Annotated in this window: 20 protein-coding genes; 9 read left to right on the top strand and 11 right to left on the bottom strand. The window is 42.8% G+C overall.

The window, feature by feature from the left end:
• Positions 1–88: 88 nt before the first annotated feature.
• On the bottom strand, positions 89–1,702 hold the full coding sequence (locus tag DFP77_RS08195) for a methyl-accepting chemotaxis protein (RefSeq protein ID WP_114411803.1): 1,614 nt from the start codon (positions 1,700–1,702) through the stop codon (positions 89–91).
• Between the two features lie 285 nt (positions 1,703–1,987).
• Between DFP77_RS08195 and DFP77_RS08200 the strand changes: the two genes are divergently transcribed.
• The 3 genes from DFP77_RS08200 (at position 1,988) to DFP77_RS08210 (ending at position 3,876) form a co-directional block, all read left to right on the top strand.
• The gene (locus tag DFP77_RS08200) at positions 1,988–2,362 is read left to right on the top strand and encodes a YqaA family protein (RefSeq protein WP_181858517.1); all 375 of its coding nucleotides are present in this window, start codon (positions 1,988–1,990) and stop codon (positions 2,360–2,362) included.
• A 67-nt stretch (positions 2,363–2,429) separates the two neighbouring features.
• Positions 2,430–3,110: an SPOR domain-containing protein gene (locus DFP77_RS08205; RefSeq protein ID WP_258861090.1), complete on the top strand. Its 681-nt coding sequence runs from the start codon at positions 2,430–2,432 to the stop codon at positions 3,108–3,110.
• Positions 3,111–3,195: 85 nt separating this feature from the next.
• Positions 3,196–3,876 (top strand): hypothetical protein, encoded by a 681-nt coding sequence (locus DFP77_RS08210; RefSeq protein WP_114411805.1) that lies wholly within the window; start codon positions 3,196–3,198, stop codon positions 3,874–3,876.
• A gap of 61 nt (positions 3,877–3,937) precedes the next feature.
• On the opposite strand, the gene DFP77_RS08215 is transcribed toward DFP77_RS08210, so the two are convergent.
• The 3 genes from DFP77_RS08215 to argC form a co-directional block, all read right to left on the bottom strand.
• Positions 3,938–5,551, bottom strand: a complete 1,614-nt coding sequence (locus tag DFP77_RS08215; protein WP_114411806.1) for an NAD(P)/FAD-dependent oxidoreductase — start codon at positions 5,549–5,551, stop codon at positions 3,938–3,940.
• 107 nt (positions 5,552–5,658) lie between these two features.
• Positions 5,659–7,074 carry an SLC13 family permease gene (locus DFP77_RS08220; RefSeq protein WP_114411868.1) on the bottom strand — a complete coding sequence of 472 codons (1,416 nt, stop codon included), beginning with the start codon at positions 7,072–7,074 and terminating at the stop codon, positions 5,659–5,661.
• Between the two features lie 68 nt (positions 7,075–7,142).
• Positions 7,143–8,081 (bottom strand): N-acetyl-gamma-glutamyl-phosphate reductase, encoded by a 939-nt coding sequence (argC, locus tag DFP77_RS08225; RefSeq protein ID WP_114411807.1) that lies wholly within the window; start codon positions 8,079–8,081, stop codon positions 7,143–7,145.
• Between the two features lie 283 nt (positions 8,082–8,364).
• On the opposite strand from argC, the gene DFP77_RS08230 reads away from it, so the two are divergent.
• On the top strand, positions 8,365–8,733 hold the full coding sequence (locus DFP77_RS08230) for a Fis family transcriptional regulator (protein ID WP_114411808.1): 369 nt from the start codon (positions 8,365–8,367) through the stop codon (positions 8,731–8,733).
• On the opposite strand, the gene DFP77_RS08235 is transcribed toward DFP77_RS08230, so the two are convergent.
• The 4 genes from DFP77_RS08235 to aguA all read right to left on the bottom strand — a co-directional run bounded on the left by DFP77_RS08235 (position 8,730) and on the right by aguA (position 13,765).
• Complete coding sequence (locus tag DFP77_RS08235) at positions 8,730–10,598, bottom strand: cation:proton antiporter domain-containing protein (protein ID WP_114411809.1); 1,869 nt, start codon at positions 10,596–10,598, stop codon at positions 8,730–8,732. The genes DFP77_RS08230 and DFP77_RS08235 overlap by 4 nt on opposite strands.
• A 62-nt stretch (positions 10,599–10,660) precedes the next feature.
• Positions 10,661–11,200 carry a menaquinone-dependent protoporphyrinogen IX dehydrogenase gene (hemG, locus tag DFP77_RS08240; RefSeq protein ID WP_114411810.1) on the bottom strand — a complete coding sequence of 180 codons (540 nt, stop codon included), beginning with the start codon at positions 11,198–11,200 and terminating at the stop codon, positions 10,661–10,663.
• A gap of 187 nt (positions 11,201–11,387) precedes the next feature.
• Positions 11,388–12,365, bottom strand: coding sequence for a GTPase RsgA (gene rsgA / locus DFP77_RS08245; RefSeq protein ID WP_114411811.1), 978 nt, complete (start codon positions 12,363–12,365; stop codon positions 11,388–11,390).
• Between the two features lie 290 nt (positions 12,366–12,655).
• Positions 12,656–13,765: an agmatine deiminase gene (gene aguA, locus DFP77_RS08250; protein ID WP_114411812.1), complete on the bottom strand. Its 1,110-nt coding sequence runs from the start codon at positions 13,763–13,765 to the stop codon at positions 12,656–12,658.
• A 417-nt stretch (positions 13,766–14,182) separates the two neighbouring features.
• On the opposite strand from aguA, the gene DFP77_RS08255 reads away from it, so the two are divergent.
• Positions 14,183–14,455: a hypothetical protein gene (locus tag DFP77_RS08255; protein ID WP_114411813.1), complete on the top strand. Its 273-nt coding sequence runs from the start codon at positions 14,183–14,185 to the stop codon at positions 14,453–14,455.
• Between the two features lie 68 nt (positions 14,456–14,523).
• Here the strand turns inward: DFP77_RS08255 and DFP77_RS08260 are convergent, their stop codons facing one another.
• Positions 14,524–15,876: a sigma-54 interaction domain-containing protein gene (locus DFP77_RS08260; RefSeq protein ID WP_258861091.1), complete on the bottom strand. Its 1,353-nt coding sequence runs from the start codon at positions 15,874–15,876 to the stop codon at positions 14,524–14,526.
• A 153-nt stretch (positions 15,877–16,029) separates the two neighbouring features.
• Between DFP77_RS08260 and DFP77_RS08265 the strand changes: the two genes are divergently transcribed.
• Positions 16,030–16,506 carry a hypothetical protein gene (locus DFP77_RS08265; RefSeq protein ID WP_114411815.1) on the top strand — a complete coding sequence of 159 codons (477 nt, stop codon included), beginning with the start codon at positions 16,030–16,032 and terminating at the stop codon, positions 16,504–16,506.
• A gap of 78 nt (positions 16,507–16,584) precedes the next feature.
• Here DFP77_RS08265 and DFP77_RS08270 read toward each other — a convergent pair whose 3' ends face one another.
• The gene (locus tag DFP77_RS08270; protein WP_114411816.1) at positions 16,585–17,376 is read right to left on the bottom strand and encodes a hypothetical protein; all 792 of its coding nucleotides are present in this window, start codon (positions 17,374–17,376) and stop codon (positions 16,585–16,587) included.
• A 113-nt stretch (positions 17,377–17,489) separates the two neighbouring features.
• Positions 17,490–18,251: a phosphoribosylformimino-5-aminoimidazole carboxamide ribotide isomerase gene (hisA, locus tag DFP77_RS08275; RefSeq protein WP_114411817.1), complete on the bottom strand. Its 762-nt coding sequence runs from the start codon at positions 18,249–18,251 to the stop codon at positions 17,490–17,492.
• A gap of 140 nt (positions 18,252–18,391) precedes the next feature.
• Between hisA and arfB the strand changes: the two genes are divergently transcribed.
• From arfB to DFP77_RS08290, 3 genes are read left to right on the top strand one after another with little or no spacing between them, the layout of a single operon-like run.
• Complete coding sequence (gene arfB / locus DFP77_RS08280) at positions 18,392–18,805, top strand: alternative ribosome rescue aminoacyl-tRNA hydrolase ArfB (protein WP_114411818.1); 414 nt, start codon at positions 18,392–18,394, stop codon at positions 18,803–18,805.
• 50 nt (positions 18,806–18,855) lie between these two features.
• A complete protein-coding gene (locus tag DFP77_RS08285) occupies positions 18,856–19,311 on the top strand; it encodes a GNAT family N-acetyltransferase (protein ID WP_114411819.1) in 456 nt (151 codons plus the stop codon).
• Positions 19,312–19,330: 19 nt separating this feature from the next.
• Positions 19,331–19,534, top strand: coding sequence for a DUF1289 domain-containing protein (locus DFP77_RS08290; RefSeq protein WP_114411820.1), 204 nt, complete (start codon positions 19,331–19,333; stop codon positions 19,532–19,534).
• The last annotated feature ends 183 nt before the right edge of the window (positions 19,535–19,717 follow it).

Below are 19,717 nucleotides of genomic sequence, written 5' to 3' on the forward strand. Positions count from 1 at the left end.
TTACATAACGTATAAAAAAGTCGCGATTTTAACGAAATCCTATTTCTATGCACGATATAAGAGCAAGAAGTGATGGCAATGTTTCATTTTAGGTACTGAACTGGTGAACAAGTTGGCGCAGCTGACTGGCACATTGTTGCAGGTTATTAACAGAAGATTGGATATCTTTTGAGTTATGGTTGGTTTCTTCACAAATGCTGGCGATACTTTCGAGTGTTTGATACACGGTTTGTGAAGACTCAAATTGACGTTCAGCTGCTTGGCTTATATCGCCATTGAGTTTAGATATAGATAACACGCCATTGGCTATTTCAGAAAATGCTTGCCCTGCCTGAGAGGTTTGCTCAGCACCTTGGTTTGCCGTATTGCGAGCAGATCCCATGACTTTGACTGTATCTAGTGTTTGTTGTGTAAGCTGCTCTATAAGCCCACCAATTTCAGTTGCAGCTAATTGTGAGCGCTGTGCAAGTTGACGAACTTCGTCTGCCACTACGGCAAACCCTCGGCCTTGCTCGCCGGCGCGAGCTGCTTCAATGGCTGCGTTAAGGGCCAGTAAATTTGTTTGATCAGCCACTTCGCTAATAATGCCTAATCGATCGCTAATATGAGTGACATCTTCTCGCAATTTTTGGATTTGCAATGCAGCTTCGCCAACTTCCACAGACAGTTGCTGTATGTCTTGGTTAGCCTTGTCCATAACGCCAAGGCCTTGCTTAGAATGTTTGCCAAGTTCTTGGGTGGTCGTATTGGCACGTTCAGCAATGGACAGTGTGTCTTCTACTGAGGTCATGACACTTTGCATTAAGTCCGTTGCTTGGCCTGTATTTGATAGCTGCTTGGTAACGCCTTGGGCTGTTTTTGTCGTAGATTTATTGGTTTGATCGACAATACTGTCTAAGGTTTCACTGGAATGGCTAACGTTACGTACAATAGATTGGAAATCGTTCATCATGCTATTAAAAGCACGGGCCATTTCTCCCATTTCATCCTTGCCTGTAAATTCCACTCGCTGTGTCAAATCGCCTGAATGCTGTACTGACGTCATAGTTTTACATAGAGACGTTACTCGACTAGTCACTAGGTGAATAATGTAAAGAGCAGAGCCGCCGACCAGTACCGTTAACACACCGACAAGAATGGCATAATCCACCAGAGCAACAAGAAAGAAATCTATGACTGCGTTTAGTGACGCAGTGGCAATAATAGTCATTTTCCACGGCGTAAAAGTAGACGCTGTAGCAATCATTTTATGTGTAATATTGTCGTTGCCCTGGTACTCAAATTCTATTGGTTGATAGTTATTAGTGGTGGTGGAAGTTGGTGTTTTTAACACATTTTTTAAACTGGTTGGCAGTGTTGTGTTTTTATAGGAAGTAGGTGAACTCAGTAGTGACTGGCTGCCTTGATCAATTATCCAGAGGCTTTGTTGGTCTCCATATTTGAACGATGACAATAGCGCCATGGCGTGTTGTTTGGCCTGAGTTTCGGTTAGTTCACCAGATTTTTGCTTTTCGTAAAATGGCGTCAACGTAGTATTGACGATATTTAAAATATCTTGAGTTCGATCTTTACGGGCGTCTACGTGACTATTAAACAAAGAAGTGAGAGAAACAAGAATTAACGCTGCCGTTCCCATGGACATCAAGGCAATAATTGCCCATAGCTTGTAACGAATTTTGATATCATTAACGCGTTCTAGCATGCCTGCTCCGAATAGATGAAATATTTTAGAGTAGTTTTAGTAAACCGAACGTGAGCTCAGAATATAGTTTCTGCTCATTAAGGAATGAATTGAATAGATAAATGTGTAAAAGCATTTTCCACAGAGTAATCGTTTTTATGCTAATTGCCTAGTTGATAAAATTGAGCTGGATCAAGGTTTTGTTATTTATAAATTAATATTTCAATAAGAGAATAGGTTGGCAATATTGTGTGGAGTTACCTATCTGTATTTCTAGTATCCTTTTTTTCAGCAACGATTTTGCCTATGGGATCAGAAGGAATACTACTTTATTATGCTAGCGATGCTTCATTATCGATATTTTTATTATGGAGCTTGGCCAGTTTAGGTAATACCTTAGGTGGTTTAACTAACTGGCTACTAGGGCGTTATTTAATTCGTTTTGAAGGTGCTAAGTGGTTCCCAATAAGCGCAACTTCTCGCCAGAAAGCCGAGCATTTTTTCAATCGATATGGCATGGTTAGTCTGTTATTCACTTGGCTTCCTATTGTTGGTGATGGGATTGCTTTAGTATCAGGTGTGTTACGAACACCTATTTGGTATTTTTTACCCTTGGTTTTGATTGGCAAAGCGGCCCGTTATGCCTTAATTTTGTTGGGGCATCACTTACTATTTACCTGACAGCTCATAATTTGATAGCTCAGATGAAAGTAAGCGAATAGCCTAAATGATGTACACGGAGAATATAATGATGGAAACATCCCAGAAATTACTTGTTGTTGCTATTGCAGGCTTATCACTTGCCGCTTGCTCATCAGTGGATGAAAAGAACACTTTCATGACCTATAACGATTTGCAGGACAAAGTGCGTGCTCACGATGAACAGTGGCAGGCAATTCAACCTAAATTAGAACGCCTTGATGCTTTAGAAGCTGAACTTGCCGCATTGAAACAAGAAGATACAGGCAATATGACTGAAGTTTCAGCAGAAGAAAACCTGATTACTGGTGAGAGCATGGCAGCCGTTGATGTGGCTCCAGCAGTCACGCCTGCTTCGGATATGGACGATTCAGGCATGAGTACAAGTATCGCCATGGAAAGTGCTGCTGCGCCAGTTGTTACCGCCCCCGTAGCATCAGCACCTGTAGCGACGCCAAAATCAGATTATGGTGTTCAGGTTGCCGCTTATCTAAAAAGGGAAGACGCTATTATTGGCTGGCAAGCTATGCAAAAAAAATCCCCTACGTCATTTGAAGGTTTAACTCCTCTTATCAATGAAAAAGAGGTAAATGGTCGAATTATGTATCAAGTGAAAGTGGGACCATTTAATAGTAAGTCGTTTAGCTCTGACTTTTGCAAGATGCTAAAAGAAAAGGGCGGAGACTGCTTACTGACTCAATACAATGGACAAGCTTTCAGCGTATATTGATTTAGAGCCAAGTTAAGTTCGGGTAGATAAACCATGAGACTACCCCGAGCAAATGTTTTATAGCTTACTTTAAAGTTGCCACTATATGATTTTTGAAGAATATTCTCAGATAGTTAAGGACTTTGTGCATGAAGCAGGGTTGTCATTAACGGATAGTTTTGATGATGTTTGCAGGGCGCAGGATGCGTTAATTGCCGAGATTGTTGGCCGCGGCGCGACAATAGCTGGCTGGAAGGTCGTTAACAAAGATGGTGTGATTATCCTTTCTCCCATTTTTGATTTCCAAGTGTTTTCTTGCATGGGAGAGAAAATTTCTCAGCAAGCTATTCGTGGCACTGAGCTGGAAGTATGTTTTCAGCTAGCGGTGCCAAGTTCTGTTGATGCGGTCGAAGGCGTCGTTGCAGCGTTAGCTCCCTTAGCTGCGGTGGAGCTAATTCGTGCAGGGATCCATCCCTCGAATCATTTGTCCTGTGATTTTTATTTTAACTACGGTGCGTTTGTTTCCTCGAAAAGTATTGCTGGAACCTTGAGCTTTGAAGGTGGTGGTAATGACTACACTTTCTCAGCAAACATTGATGAACTGGTTGCTGAGAAAAAAGACATAGTAGCGCAGGGGATACTTCAGTGTATTCATCGTGGTTATGGTAATAAAGACTACTTTTTTATTACTGGGACCTTGAATGGTCTAGCGGATGTTACGGATTCTTTAGGTGAGAATACTGTTATAAATCAGGGCGAGAAGCTTATTTGTTTTGATGTGATTTAATCTATATTGATATCAAAATACTCAACGGGAATGCAGCGAAATCTGCATTCCCGTTTTCGTTTTACACTGAAGCTTTCGTGTTAATACTCAAGGCCATGGCTTCGGCGATTTTGATACCGTCGATGGCTGCTGACATGATACCACCTGCGTAGCCAGCGCCTTCACCCGCTGGGAATAAGCCTTTAGTGTTGATGCTTTCTAGGCTGTCATTATCGCGCTTGATGTTGATCGGCGCAGACGTGCGAGTTTCTACACCAGTCAATAAGGCATCGTCGAAGGCAAAACCACGGATTTTCTTATTGAAGGCTGGAATTGCTTCGCGAATTGCTTCGATACAAAAATCTGGCAATGCATCTGCTAAGTTAGTGAGCTTAATACCCGGCTTGAAAGAAGGCTCCACTGTGCCTAGTGCTTTCGGTGTTTCATTACGCAAAAAAGCACCGACTGTTTGAGCTGGCGCATCGTAGTTGCTACCACCCAACTCATAAGCAAGACTTTCTAATTTGCGTTGGAATTCGATGCCAGCAAGCGGTCCCCCTGGGTAGTCAGAAGGATCAATGCCCACCACGATAGCGCTGTTGGCGTTACGTTCATTTCGAGAATATTGACTCATGCCGTTGGTGACCACACGATTCTCTTCCGATGTGGCCGCAACGACGGTGCCGCCAGGGCACATGCAGAAGCTGTAAACGGAACGACCATTTTTACAGTGGTGAACCAGTTTGTAATCCGCCGCACCCAGAATCTCGTTACCCGCATTTGGACCAAAACGGGCTTTGTCGATAGACGATTGCTCGTGTTCGATACGAAAGCCCACAGAGAAGGGCTTGGCTTCAATGTACACGCCTTTGCTGTGCAGCATCTCGAAAGTATCACGAGCACTGTGGCCAATTGCGATGGCGATGTGTTTGGAATGCAGTTGTTCACCATCCGCAAGCGTCACACCAGTGACTTGACCGTCTTCGATATGTAAATCATCAACGCGACAGCTGAAACGAATCTCACCACCTAATTCAATAATCTGTGCGCGCATTTTCTCGACCATGGCAACCAGCTTAAAGGTACCAATGTGAGGTTTGCTGACGTAAAGGATTTCGTCCGGTGCGCCCGCGGCCACAAATTCGTTTAGTACTTTACGACTGTATTGTTTAGGGTCTTTCACTTGGCTGTAGAGTTTACCGTCAGAGAAAGTACCCGCGCCGCCTTCACCAAACTGTACGTTGGATTCAGTGTTCAGGATTTTTTTACGCCAAAAACCAAAGGTATCTTTGGTACGTTCACGTACTTCTTTACCACGCTCCAGCACGATTGGCTTGTAACCCATCTGCGCTAAAACTAAGGCGGCTAACAAACCACAGGGGCCAAAACCAATCACGATAGGACGTTCAGTCAAGGTTACTGGTGCTTGTGCAACGGGATGATAATTTAAGTCTGGTGTTGCTTTAACTTGTTGGTGATCGACAAACTGGCTAAGCAACTCTTCATTGCATGTCGTCTCAACATCCAAGGTGTAAATCAACATGATGTTGGTTTTCTTGCGCGCATCGTAGCCACGACGAAAGACGTTAAAACTAACGAGTTTCTCTGCTGGAATTTCAAGCATGGATAAAATCGCGTTTTCTACTGCGCTAGCGTCGTGATCAAGAGGAAGTTGGATATTGGAAAGTCGTATCATAGGAATCAATAATTAGAATGCTGGGTAAATGGCTAATAGCGGGGATAATACGACATTTTCGCGTAAAAAGCTGTTATCAAATGGAATCACCTTGGGCTTTTTCTTGCTTAAAACATTCCCAGAATATGCCACCAAAGGAAGTTCAGTGGCAGTAATACAAGACTTGTTAGCACAAAGGTTGCCAAGCATACTTTTGTGACAGCGCTGATCGATAAATTACCGAGTGCAATAGCCGTGATAAGCGGTGGTGCTTGGTAAGGCAATAAAACATTGGAAAAGGCCAATACTTGCGTCATGAGTACCGTATTAGTTGATAGGCCTGTAATGTCAGATAGATGACTGGCCATAGGCGTCATGATGGCAGGTACGCCCGATAAGTTCATGACAACGGCGACGCAGGTCGAAATAAAAGTGAGCAAGCTCAAATTTGTGAGTGGAGAATCGGGCGAGAAATGGACTAAGGTGGTGAGATAGTTTACTAAAACATCACCTAGGCCTGAATAAGCAATGATAGCGCCAAGGCCAATTACGCCGGCAGTAAAAAACAGCGTGCCGTACTGAAGGTCTTTATCTAAACAGTGCTTACTCGTTACGCCAAGCTTGGGCCAGAGGCAAATGGTAGCAGCGACTAAACCTACCCAGCCAGCAGATATATGATGAATAGAATCAGTAAACCAGAAAGCAAAACAAACACACAGTATGAGCAATAAGCGCTTCTCTACTGTACTAATAGTAGTTTTCTCTATTGATGTTTGTATAGCTGGATTAGGGTCTCTATCAGGAAATAGCCAGAGAATCACACTGACTGTAATAATAAGCTTACCGAATCCCAAGACAGGGAAGTGGAGAAGCAAATAATCCCAATAGGAAAATGGTGTGTTGTATAGCGCTTCAACCATACCAGATAAAAGCATATTGGGGGCGTTAGCAGGCAAAATAGAGAAAGCAGGTGAAAACGTACCAAATGCCGCCGCCAGTAACATACCCTTTCGACCATTAGAGTTCTCATCATAGCCAAAGTGATTGGCTAGATAAGCAATAATAGGAATGATTAACACAACTCGGCCAACGCCGGACGGTATAAGAAAAGCCAACCCCATCCCGAAGAGAGCAATTTTTATAATTGTTCCCTGATAACTGTTGCCTAAAATCACCATAAGCACACGGGTTGCTCTAACGTTGAGACCCGTGTGATTGATGGCTGCCCCAAATACCATACCACTGAACAAAAGCCAGAAAGTAGAAGATGTAAAACCCGCAAAAACCACTTGGTTAGGTGCTAGTCCTGCAGAGGTAGAGACAGCAAATAAGCCAAGTGCAGGTAAATAAGCAGGAATAAGAGAGGTTGCCCAAAAGGCGATACAAATAAACAACAGCGCTGCGACCAGGGTTTGGTTCAACGTAAGAAATGGGTAGCAAAGTGCTCCAACAGCAATTGTCAGCGCAAACACTAAATACAGCTGCCAATTAGGTTTGCTGGGGGATTGGCGGGCTATCGCTGAAGCGTTGTTTTTATTATGCATTAAAGTGCTCAAATTGAATAACATGAGATCTTCGTTAAAGTAAATATAACGAAGATCTCATGTTTTTATTAGCGAAGATTAACGGCGGTTGCCTCGTCAAACCCTAACATGATGTTGAGGTTTTGTACGGCAGCGCCAGAGGCCCCTTTTCCAAGGTTATCTAGTTTGGCGACAAGTATGCCGGATTTATTGCCGGGCTCACTTAGAACAGATAATTCGATTTGATTGGTATCTTCAAGCCCATGAGGTGTCAAAAATGGCGCTGCACTGTCCGCAATGGCATTAAGCTCATTAACTGTCACAAAAGTATCGTTAGCATACACTTCAGCCAGTTTCGCTTGTAGTTGCGCCATGGTAACGGTGTCTTTGAGCTGGATAGGCAAAAATGTCAGCATACCTTGGCGGAAATTACCCACACTTGGAACGAAAATCGGTGCGTTATCCAAGCCTGACCACTTTTTCATTTCGGCTAAATGTTTGTGGTTGAAAGCCAAACCGTAGGCGCCAAACACAGGAACCTCGTTACCACTTTCAAAACGATCAATTAATGCATTACCACCGCCACTATAGCCAGATACAGCGTTGATAGAATAATCATAAGACGCAGGCAGTAATCCAGCCTCAACCAAAGGCTTCAATAACAAAATCGCGCCTGTTGGGTAGCAACCAGGGTTAGACACAAACTGCGCGTTTTTGATTTTTTCACGCTGGGTAGTATCAAGTTCAGGTAAACCGTAAACCCAACCATCTGCAACACGGTGAACAGAGCTGGCGTCTAAAATACGACAGCCTTCTTCTTTGGCTAAAACAACGCTGTCTTTGGCCGCATCATCTGGTAGGCAAAGTACAGTCACATCCGCTTCTTTCATCAGACGACGTTTTTCTTCTACATCACGTTTTTTATCTGGATCGATACTGATGATTTCAATATGCGGGTGTTTTACAAGGCGATCTTTTACTTGAAGACCGGTAGTGCCTGTCTCGCCATCAATAAATACTTTTTTCACAGCGTAATTCCTTACTGGGTGTCTTATCTCAATGCAAAAGCAGGGCGTTTTGACGCATATCTGCTTTTCTATCGACTAGTTAAGAGGGGGTTCTATCGTTACAAATAGTGTAATGCATCAAGGTGCGACTGAATAGTTGATAAAAACGCTTAATTTTTAAAAAGTTTGTTTATCTTGACCCGATGTTTTGTTCTGTCTCTCTTAGGTTATTGAGTTAGTAGCCTTGGTTGAGTCTTCACGAGAGGTTACACTTCCTGCTTGTTCATCTTTACTCTGTATTTTTATGAAGAAGTCTGACAAGAAAATCGATAATGCACTAAGAAGTGCGCTGACCAATGTATGTGAAGCGGCGCTTGGAAAGGTTGACGGTTTTGTTTGGTTAACGCATGTCGTTAATTACAATGCATTCCCAAATTCGTTAAAGATCATTTGCGTGTTTGAAACAGATGAGGCTCTTGCCAACGCCATTGGCGCTAAGCAGGATGACTTTTTTTATTTGCTTATTAACCGTGAGTTAAGCGCTGTAAATATTCAATTGAATAAGCTTCGTCAGCAGGTGGGCTTTGATACAGAAGAAGCCTGCGAGCGTTCCCACGGTGGGAAATGGAATGAACGACTCGCTAAGCTACAACCGAGTATGAAACTACATTAATCTGTTTGATCTTGAATGTCTTTCATGGCTTTCTGGAGCTGTGGATTCTTCTCTTCCAAATATTTTCTAAGCCGAGCAATAAAGACTTTATTTTCGTGGGATGGTACGCCGATCTGATGGGCATCGGCAACTTCTACCATGGATACTTTGTCATGTTGGCTAAATACATCGATCATCTGCTCTGCTTTGTTATGAGAGATTCCTAGTGCCTCAAAGGCTGATCGGCCCATGCGCAAACTACTGTCGAAGTTTTCACGGATAATGTCTCGACAGCCAGACGCCCATAAGTCGTAGACGTGATTATTGTCGAAAGCCCTCGCAATGATGTGTACATCAGGGTGGCTTTCTCTAACGTATTTGACGAGCTTGGTGATTTGCTCTGGATCATCAATAGCAATGATCAATAAGGATGCCTCGTCTATGCCGGCAGCTTGTAGTAAGTCAGGTCGAGTCGCATCACCAAAGTAGTTTTTAACACCAAAGTTTTGCAGTGCTCTTAGTCGTTTCACACTGAAATCAATCACCGTTGAGTGATAACCGGCCAATCGCAGCAGATTGTCTATTGTGCTGCCCATTCGTCCTGAGCCAGCAATGATGATTTTATTATCATCAGGCATATCTTCGTCGTGCGAGCCCGCTGTTTGGTCTGTGGCATAGCGTGGTGCGATGATGCGATCATAAATAATGAATAATATGGGGGTGAGCAACATAGAAAGTGCCACTACCAGCAGTAAAACATCGGCCACATCTTGTGGGATTACGGCATTGCTGACAGTAAAAGACAGCAATACAAAGCCAAACTCACCTGCTTGGGCAAGGCCAAGAGCAAACAGCCATTTATTCGAGCCACGAATGTGAAAAAGTCGACCTAAGATCAGCAGAGTGACGCCTTTTAATAAAATAAGACCGATGGTTAGTCCAAAAATAGAGGCAAAATCACTAAACAATAGAGAAAAATTGATACCCGCACCAACGGTCATGAAGAAGAGCCCCAGCAACAAACCTTTAAATGGCGCGATATCGCTTTCTAACTCATGCCGATAAGGCGAGTTAGCCAACACCACACCCGCTAGGAAGGTGCCAAGAGCTGGAGACAAGCCAACCAAAGACATAAGCAGTGTGGTGCCAATCACGAACATCAATGCGGTTGCGGTAAACAGCTCTCTTAATTGAGCTACTGCGATAAAGCGAAAAATAGGTGTTGCTAAAAAGCTACCGCCCAATACCACAACGCCAATAGCGCCTATCGTGATTAAAGCAGTTTGCCATGCTTCTAAGCCATCTACCAAAGAGACAGAGTGGCTTTCCCCCTGAGACGCGGCTGCTGCATTGCTTAAAGAAGCGATTAATTCTGGTGTAGCGAGCAAAGGAATAAAAGCTAATATAGGAATGACTACTATATCTTGAGCGAGCAAAACCGCAAAAGAAGATTGACCGCCATCAGACTTCATTAAGCCTTTTTCGGTCAAGGTTTGAATAACAATGGCAGTAGAAGAAAGTGCGAGAACCAAACCTATGGCCAAGCTGGTGCGCCACTCTTGATTTAAAAACATCCCAATCCCCGTAATAAAAAGGGCAGTTAGTGTAACTTGTCCGCCCCCTAAACCGAGTAATTTGGATTTTAATTCCCATAATTTCTTGGGATTCAGCTCAAGACCAACAATAAATAGCATTAAGACGACGCCTAGTTCGGCAAAGTGCTGAATGGAGACGATATCTACTTCGAGCAGCGTCAATAGAGGGCTGATGATAATGCCAGCTAATAAATAACCTAAAACAGAGCCTAGGCCGAGCCGCGATGCGATTGGGACAGAAATGACTCCCGCAACCAAAAAAATAAAGGTTAACAGCAAGGCATCAGTCATTATGTCGTTTCCTTATCATGTTCTTAAGAAGAGAATGTTCTCATCTATATCAGGCGTTTTCGCTATTGGGTTGGCTGCATATCGCAAACCGCTTGAGCAAACTGCTCAACACTATTCCAGTTAGTAAACTCCATATTGGTGGAGGGATCAGTTGGTCCTTTAGTCATCCACATAATAAAGCGAATCATATTGCGGTCGATGAAACCGTATTTTTGATAGTTTAATTTACCTGCAAATACGCCCTGGACAGTTGGCTGCCAATCTAGTTGCGCTAAAAGTTTAATGATGTACGGGTTGGTCGCAGGTTGGCATTTTTCAGGTTTACGAGCCACTAGGTTAACGGTGAAAAACGCGCTGAGTTTGCTTTCAAGCAGCGCTTTATTTTGCTCAATAAAATCAACAACGATTTTTTGGTGTTTGCCATAACGAATGCTAGCACCGATTACTATTTTGTCATGGTTTGTTAGAGTGTCAGTTGTGACTTCTTCGACAGGTAAAAGCGTAACCGAGTGATCTTGACTCTCGATGATAGCTTGCATTTTTTTGCTGATCTTTGTGGTGTGGCCGTCTGTGGTAGAGTAAATCAATAGAGTATTAGACATGAAGATTCAGAAAAGCTGCCTCAGTTGGAGTGGGAGAAAACGTATCGAGGCCTTGTTATAAACACTCAATGGCTTGCTGTAAAGGGAAGAGGCATTGCTGGTGGCTTTTAATTGTAGAAAACATAAAAAAAGCGGACTGTGTTTAGCAGTCCGCTTTCTGTTTGTCTGTTGGAATATGTGCTCAATATTACTCGGCAGAACTGTGCTTTCTGGCGCGAATGTCAGATTGCGCACTGCGATAGAACTTTTCTTGTGGCTTGGATTTAGTCACTTGATCGTCATCACCGTCTTCGTTGCGAAGTAATAAGAAATCTGCAACGCGCTGTTCGTCAATTTGGTTCGCTTTGACCGCCGCTTTAATGGCGCAGCCTGGCTCACCTTCGTGGCGGCAGTCAGTGAAACGACATTGCTTCTCAAGAGCAATCATATCTGCAAAGTTGGCAATCGTGCTGCTATCAAATTCAGCCAGTTGTAATTCACGCATGCCAGCTGTATCTAATAAGATAGCGCCGGATGGCATGATCTTTAAGGCACCAGAATCGCCAATGTTCCTTTGAGCTTTGCCTTCAGCTGTGGTCTGCATCAAGGTGTTGATCAGTGCGGATTTACCAGAGCCAACCGCGCCTAATAAAGCAATAGTTTTGCCTTTCTTAAGCAAAGGCGATAGGCAGCGTAGGCTGTCAGCATCCAAAGCATTAACAGTTTCTACGATGAGCAGTGGATCAAGCTTTTCTACTTGGGCACGTTTTTCTGCAGCGTCTTCGCAGGTATCTGCTTTCGTTAGAATCACAACAGCGTCAGCTTGAGCGTTATGGGTCAGTTCCAAATAACGTTTGATCAAGGTGAGATTGAAATCTTGATTTAATGCGCAGATTAAAAACACAGTATCTATATTTGAAGCGATATTTTCAAATGTAGAGCTAGATTCTAAAAGGCGTAAAAAGTTGTTATCTGTATCGGCAACAACCCAGTCACCGATTGCCATATCTGGCATATCTAAGTGGTCTTCTAAAGTGAAAAAGCCAGATTCAGTAACAAGCTCGTAGTTACTGCCTGTTTTAGAGCAGATACGTGCAATACGGTTAGATTCTAAATCATCCAATGATAACTGTTGTTGAAAGTAAGCTTGCCAGCCTAGATCCAATAAAGTAAACGTGGAATCCATTAATATTACCCCAAGCGAAATACGCCATCGTAAATTAGAAGCAATACGCTTCAATTAGTACAACCGAACATTAACTATTATGTTGATGTTCTAGCCAAAAAATATACAAAACACCAATGCGTTATGAAGCATTTTTAAAAGGCGTTACTCTGCCACATTAGCACAGTGGGAGTAAGCTACAAACAGAAATATTACCCTTATAACCAAGGCGGATTTTGGTCTCTTTTATGTCAGTGTCCAAGCAAAAAGATGTCGCTAAGAGATAATCAATTAAAATGTATTAAAGGCTGCTACGTTGCTTTAATCACGCACTTCTTAGGAACCTGTTGGGTAATGCAATGAATGTTTCCGCCACCTAACAATATGTTGCGCGCGTAAACGCCTATTAGTTTATGATCGGGAAACGCTGTTTGCAGAATTTGTTGTGCTTGTTTGTCTGTGCTAATGCCAAAGATAGGAAAGACAATATGATCATTGGTTATTAAAAAATTGGCATAAGAAGCTGCTAGGCGTTCTCCTGCTTGACGATTCATCGAATCACTCTCTATTAGGTTTTTGGCTTCGTCTTCTGAAACAAATAGTGGTCCTGGTAGTGGGAGTTTAATAATCTCTAGTGCTCGACCTTTTGCATCATGGCATTGGCTGAGTACTTTTAGTGCCGCTTTACTAATTGCGTACTGCGGGTCACTTGGATCTTCACAATCTGTTAACGCAACCACGCCTGGGCGAATGACGTGCATGATGTTATCGACGTGGCCATTTGTTTCATCGTTATAAAGGCCGCTTTTAAGCCAAATGATTTTTTCAACATTCAAATAGGACTTTAGTAGGTCTTCAATGTCTTCTTTGCTTAAATTCGGATTACGACTTGGGTGGAGTAAACATTCTTCAGTTGTATAAAGTGTGCCTTCGCCATCCACATGAATAGAGCCTCCCTCTAGAATAAGAGGGACAAAATAGACGTCGTCATTGGTAACCTCAGCCATTTTTTCAGCAACAGCATTATCTTGTTCCCAAGAATCGTATAAACCGTCTAGCTCGCCACCCCATGCATTAAACTCCCAGTTATTCGCTCGGCGTTCACCCTTGTCGTTAACAACGTAAGTAGCGCCTATATCACGCATCCAGCAATCATCCGATGGAATCTCAATGACTCGGATATGGCTTAGTAGTGCACGGCGAGCCTCATCAAAATGTTTTGCGTCGACAATAAAGGTCACATCGGTTGCTTGAGCAATAGCTGTGGCCACCGCAACAAATTCAGCCTGAGCTGGTCTACCGTTATCTCGCCAATTATCCTCGCGGGTTGGCCAAGCCATCCATACTTGCTCTTGCGGTTCGTGTTCCGCAGGCATGCGAAATCCATCTAGTCTTGGTGAGGTAGAAAGCGACTGGCTCATAGGGGATCCTTCGTTAAGCTTGAAAACCTTTTTAGGATAAAGGTTTTCGCCAATTCTATGGGAGAGGCACAAACATTCAAGTGGATTTTTATCTATTTTGCTGTAAATGAGTTGTTAGGGTCACATTTCTTCCGTCTTTACAATTGCTCGACGGAAAGGCTTACCGAGGATTTTTGTAAAAAATACTGGATAGAGGCTAGCTAAGTCAGCTTATTTTATAATGAATTTATAATATTTCTTTATTTATCAATTGGTTATGGATTAACCTGAAAACTGGCATGGCCTTCGCAATAGTCTTAGGGAATCAACAGCAAAGGCCGAATGTATGGTGCTTAGCTGATTGAGTTAATTAGTGAGGCGACAGGCAATAGTGCTGAACGTCCTCAATATTTTAGAAGTTAAATGGAGGTTACCATTATGAATATTAAACGCACTCTACTAAATACTGCTTTGGTTCTTGTTACTGCTGGTACATTGGCTGCATGTGATCAGAGCTCTGATGACAACAAAGTAGAAGACGCAATGTCCAATGCTGGTGATGCTGTTGAGCAAACTATGGATGATGCTGGTGATGCGCTAAACAACGCTGGCAATTCAATTGAAGACACCATGACCGATACAGGTAACGCCATCGAAGATAAGTGTGAAGAAGCAAAAGAAGGCATGAACGCCAAAGACACTGATTGCTAAAATGAGCAGAAAAAAGGCCGAGTGATCGGCCTTTTTTCTAACATTTTTTAAATGTGGCTTTTATTGCTTTATAAAAAGTCAGTCTGGTCGTATTTATCGAGCTTGTTATAGAGCGTTTTGATACTGATACCAAGTTGATTAGCTGTATCCGTCCTGTTGCCTTCGTTATTTTTGAGGGTTTTTAAGATGGCAATTCTTTCGATGTTATCAAGACGCATTCCAAAAGGAATGCCAGACGTTTTATTGGTTTCAGCTTGGCTATTAAGTGCATTGGTAATTAGGTGTTCTGGGAGAATGGTTTGATCCGCCAAAATATAGGCACGCTCAATAGCGTGTTTTAGTTCACGGACATTACCAGGCCAAGAGTATTGGCCAATTTTCTCTAGGCTTGAGGCTGATAGTTGCTTTTGTTGACCATCTTGCGCGTTTCGGTAAGCCAAAAAGTGTTGTGCCAGACCGCATGCGTCGCCTTGTCTGTCTCTTAATGGCGGCGACATAATAGGGAATTGCGCTAGACGAAAATAAAGATCTTCACGGAAGATATCGTCACGAATAGCGTCACTTAGTACACGATTAGTCGCGGCAACAATTCGAACATTGGTTTTTTTGACTTGCTGAGCGCCAACGGGTTTGTATTCACCGCTTTCAAGTACTCGTAGTAGTTTTACTTGATACTCAAAAGGCATTTCAGTGACTTCATCCAAAAATAATGTTCCGCCTTCTGCTTGCTCGAAAACGCCTTGGTGATCTTTATGTGCGCCAGTGAAAGCACCTTTAACGTGACCAAACAGTTCGCTATCAATCAGCTCTGGGCTTAGTGCGCCGCAGTTGATTGCAACAAATGGACCTTCTGCTCGCGGACTAACCACGTGCAGAGTGTTGGCAATGAGTTCTTTACCTGTGCCACTTTCTCCAATGATGAAGGCGTTGGTGTTGGTGCTGGCTACTTTGCGGATGGTTCGATAAAGCGAATGCATAGCGCAAGAAGAGCCGACTAGTAAACCAAATTGGTCTAGGTAGCTTGCTTGCGGATTATTGTATTGCATTGGCACATTTAGCTCGTTGAAGACTTCATTAAGTGAAGATTCAACCGACTTAACGTTGAATGGAGCACGATAGTGAAATCCAGCGCCTTTTTGAATAAGGCGATCCAACATTGGGTCTGGTTCGCCCTTACTGAAAAAAAGAAACTCGGTTTGAGAAAGTAGTGGGTGATCAACGAGTCCTTGCAGTGAATCGCCATCGGCAGGGTTCACTTCAATAATGGCGACATCACATTGGCTAATAGCAAGTTGTTGCAGCCAGCTTTCTTCTTGATAGCTGACGTTCAATTCATATTGTTGAACGCCTTTTAGCGCTAGCAAGTCTGAAGCCAATAATGGATCTTGAACATGCAAAAAGAGCTTTGGTAAAGACATCATCGTTTTCCCTGAATGAATAGAGTGCAAATTTGTAGGGCCATAAAATCATAGGCCTACAGGTGATCAAAGGGGTAAGCCCATGACTTTTCATGAAACACGGTATTAATCATCCGTATTTGCACAAAGCTCACCCTTTTTTGAAAGGAGCCAGTGGTGATAAATGATAGAGGTTTAGCGACAAGGTCACTGTCAAATAAAGACACGGGGTTGATTTATGACATGATCTCTATGTGTTTTGATGGTTTTTTTGCTAATGTGACCTTGTCTGAACAGGTTGACAACACGCTTGATAAACATGGCTTTAAGAAGCTGTCTAATTTGTTTCGCCGCTTGGCCGATCGGCTACTCTCTTTTGTTGGTAATGTGCTGGAAGACTCAAAGCTGATGACCCAAGATGCAGGTCGTATTACCAGTGAATATTTGGCGGCGCTTAGTGCCAATACAGGTCAGGATCTCGTGAATCGTGTAATGCTGGTAAATGAGCAGGGTTTAAAAAGAATAGAGGCGTTGCTACGACAGCTAGGTGACAAGGTCTTTGCCAATATCATCGCAGATTATTTGGTCTTTTTACGAAGAGGATTGGATAACGTGAAGCAATGGCGTAGTAACGCCAAGGTCATTCAACGCTAGAGTGGTAGTCGTAGGAATTGTATAACCCACGAAACTGGCCTAATTGTTGTGACAGTTAGGCCATATGCCTAGATGGGGTTATTCGTCATCCACGACTCTAAAGTCTAACCTACCAACAATAGAACCTTTATTGTCATGGGTAGCAACCGTAAAGTCAGCATCATTTTTCTCTCTATTAGGATTGATTGTCGCAATAACCTTGTTATTCACAATCAACTGATAGGTTTCAGAAAAAGTAATGTTCAAATCTTCTGACTTTGGGTCTTCAAACAGAATATTATCTTTTAATCGAATTGCTCTACTTTCGCCACGGATCCATTGGCCAACCAAAGGTTGTGCTTTAAAGGTTTGGTTGCCATGGGTAATGGTCGTTTCAGACAAGAAAATCCGAATCAAATCTCCGTTTAATGCCACTTTCTGGCGATCATCAACACGCGCATTCAAAGAGGCCAATGTAGAGTTTGTTTTGCTCACATAAGAGCGAAGCTGCTGAGTTGCATCATTTATCTGGTTAGAAGATAAGTTGTTAACGTTGGAAATGCTTGGTAACTGAGGCGCTTTCCCTGTACGGTTTGTGAGTTCTGTATAGTTTGCTTTAGCCAATGCTTGTTGAGCTCTAAGCTGTTTGGTCAAACTATCAATCGAGCTAACATTGTTAAGCGGATTCGATGTGCTTTCGTTTGATGTATTGTCGTTAGTAGAAGTAGTCGGTGCGACATCTGTTGATTTTGTAGATTCTACCGGCGTGTTGTTTGACACGTTTTGATCGACACTGTCTGTTTTAGACGTTGATAAGTCTTGAAAAATTGGCATCGAGCAGGCGCTAATGAAGAGCGTTGCAAGTAAAAGGCCAGAACGAAGTATAAGCATTAACTAATCCTGAGATTAAAGGCGAAAAAATAGACCACTAAGTATGAGGTATGGCGGGTGCTATGTCGAGAAAAGCGTTAGAGACAAGCAAAATACTTGCCTCTAACGTTAGTTTATTGTTGAGATTGATTCCACAGGATGCATTCGTCCAGTGTTACGCCTTGTCCGCCAAAAATATCTAAAGCGCTACCTATGGTCAGATCGACTTTCCCAGAGGACAATTCGCTGACACGTTTAAGGTCAGATAAAGAGCGAGCACCTCCAGCATAGGTCACAGCAACCGGACAACCTTGGCCTAGCAACTGGACCAATTCTTCATCAATGCCCGCTTGCAAGCCTTCAACATCAGCTGCATGGATCAAAAATTCATCGCAATGGTTTGCCAATTCAATGAGATTTTCTTGGTTAACTTGTGTCGAAGTAATGGTTTGCCAGCGATCTGTGGCAATGTACCAGCCATCTTTTGTACGGCGGCAACTTAAGTCTAAAACCAGTCTCTCAGTGCCTGTTTCACGTTTGATTTTATCTAATCTGTCCCAGGAAAACTCGCCATTTTCAAACAAATAAGAGGTCACAATGACGTGAGAAGCACCAGCATTTAAATAACTTGCCGCGTTATTGCTGTTAACACCTCCGCCAAACTGTAGGCCGTTCGGGTAGGCGCGCAATGCACTAAGCGCTTCTTCTTGGTTACCCTTACCTAAGGCAATGACATGCCCACCAAGTAAGTTATGTTCTTGGTACATGTGGGCATAATGTTCTGCGTTAAATTCGCTGATAAAGTTTTCAGTGGCGCCTTTGTCATTCAGGCTGCCCCCTATAATTTGCTTAACCTTGCCTTGGTGTAGATCGATACAAGGGCGGAACTGGGTCACAAAAAACTCCTATTAGGTCTCAAATATTTCGGCGATTGTAACTGATAATGTACAGAGAAACGATGCGCCAAAGCAAACACTTCTTAAGCCTGTTACAATGGCCAATTAAAATAGATACCTAGACAGAATAAAGCAATCTTATGCTGCAAATTACTCTCGCCGTGGCGATTCCAGACCACGAAATAGAACTAACCGCTATTCGAGCACAAGGTGCAGGCGGCCAAAACGTCAATAAAGTCTCTTCTGCTATCCACCTAAGATTTAATGTGGCTGCTTCGTCGCTCCCTGAATTTTATAAAGAGCGTTTGTTGGCACTAAATGACTCTCGATTAACAAAAGAGGGTGATATTGTGCTTAAGGCACAACAACATCGCACACAGGAGTTAAATCGAGAAGACGCATTAGCAAGACTGAAAGAGCTGATTCTTGAAGCAACTCGGGTCCAAAAAGCACGTCGACCAACCAAACCAACACGTTCTTCACAGAAAAAACGCGTTGATCAGAAAAAGCAAAAAGGGCAAATTAAAAACTTACGCCGGAGCAATTGGGATTAATCAACTCACTTCATCGTAAGGCTAGTGGAGATAGGATAGTGCTAAGAAAAATGCGCCAAGAAGAATTTCTCAGCTATCGTGATTATTTTATCGCCGATTACAGTCAAGAAATTTCATTAAATTATAGTCGTACCATGGCGGATTCTGTCTCGATAGCGGAACAAGATTTGCTGCGCAGTTTTCCTGATGGTGTTGAAAGCAAGGGGCAGGAGTTAGTCTGTATTGAAGCTAAGGTAGCTGGCCAGATTATTGTGGTTGGGTATCTTTGGTACACCATAAACATAGAAGACCAAACGGCGTTTATTTGCGATTTTTATATTACCGAGCCTCATCGCAGTAAACAATTTGGTAGACATGCCATGAGTGAGCTTGAAGAACAGCTTAAAAATAACGGTATTCATCAGATAAAGCTCAGAGTGGCTTATTATAATAAACGCGCCTTTGCCTTATACGAAAAAATAGGTTTTGTGGTGACCGGTTATAATATGTCTAAGAACATTGTCTAAAAGTAGTGGTCTGCAAATTATGTCAGAAACGCATAAAACCGATCCCAATATAAAAAGCCCTTGTATTCGTCAGTGCTGCCTTGATGACGACGAGATTTGTGTGGGGTGCTATCGAACCATGAAGGAAATCATGGTTTGGCAACAATCAGATCAAAGTGAGAAATTAGCTATTTTGGCTAATTGCTCAATACGAAAAAAGAAGCACGACTTCCTACATCCTTAATATTCCCTCAGCTATTTTCAATATTTACTTCCTCGCCTTTACCTTATTTCGCGTATTCAATTCCGCTTTAAATTCATTTTTCAAATTTCTTTGTAAGAAAGTGATATCTGCCCACGTCTAATCTTCAGAAACAGAATATGAGCGCTTGGACCTTTCCAAGTTTTTAGATGATATAGGTAGGTA

Source organism: Marinomonas foliarum (assembly GCF_003337275.1).
Classification (GTDB): domain Bacteria; phylum Pseudomonadota; class Gammaproteobacteria; order Pseudomonadales; family Marinomonadaceae; genus Marinomonas; species Marinomonas foliarum.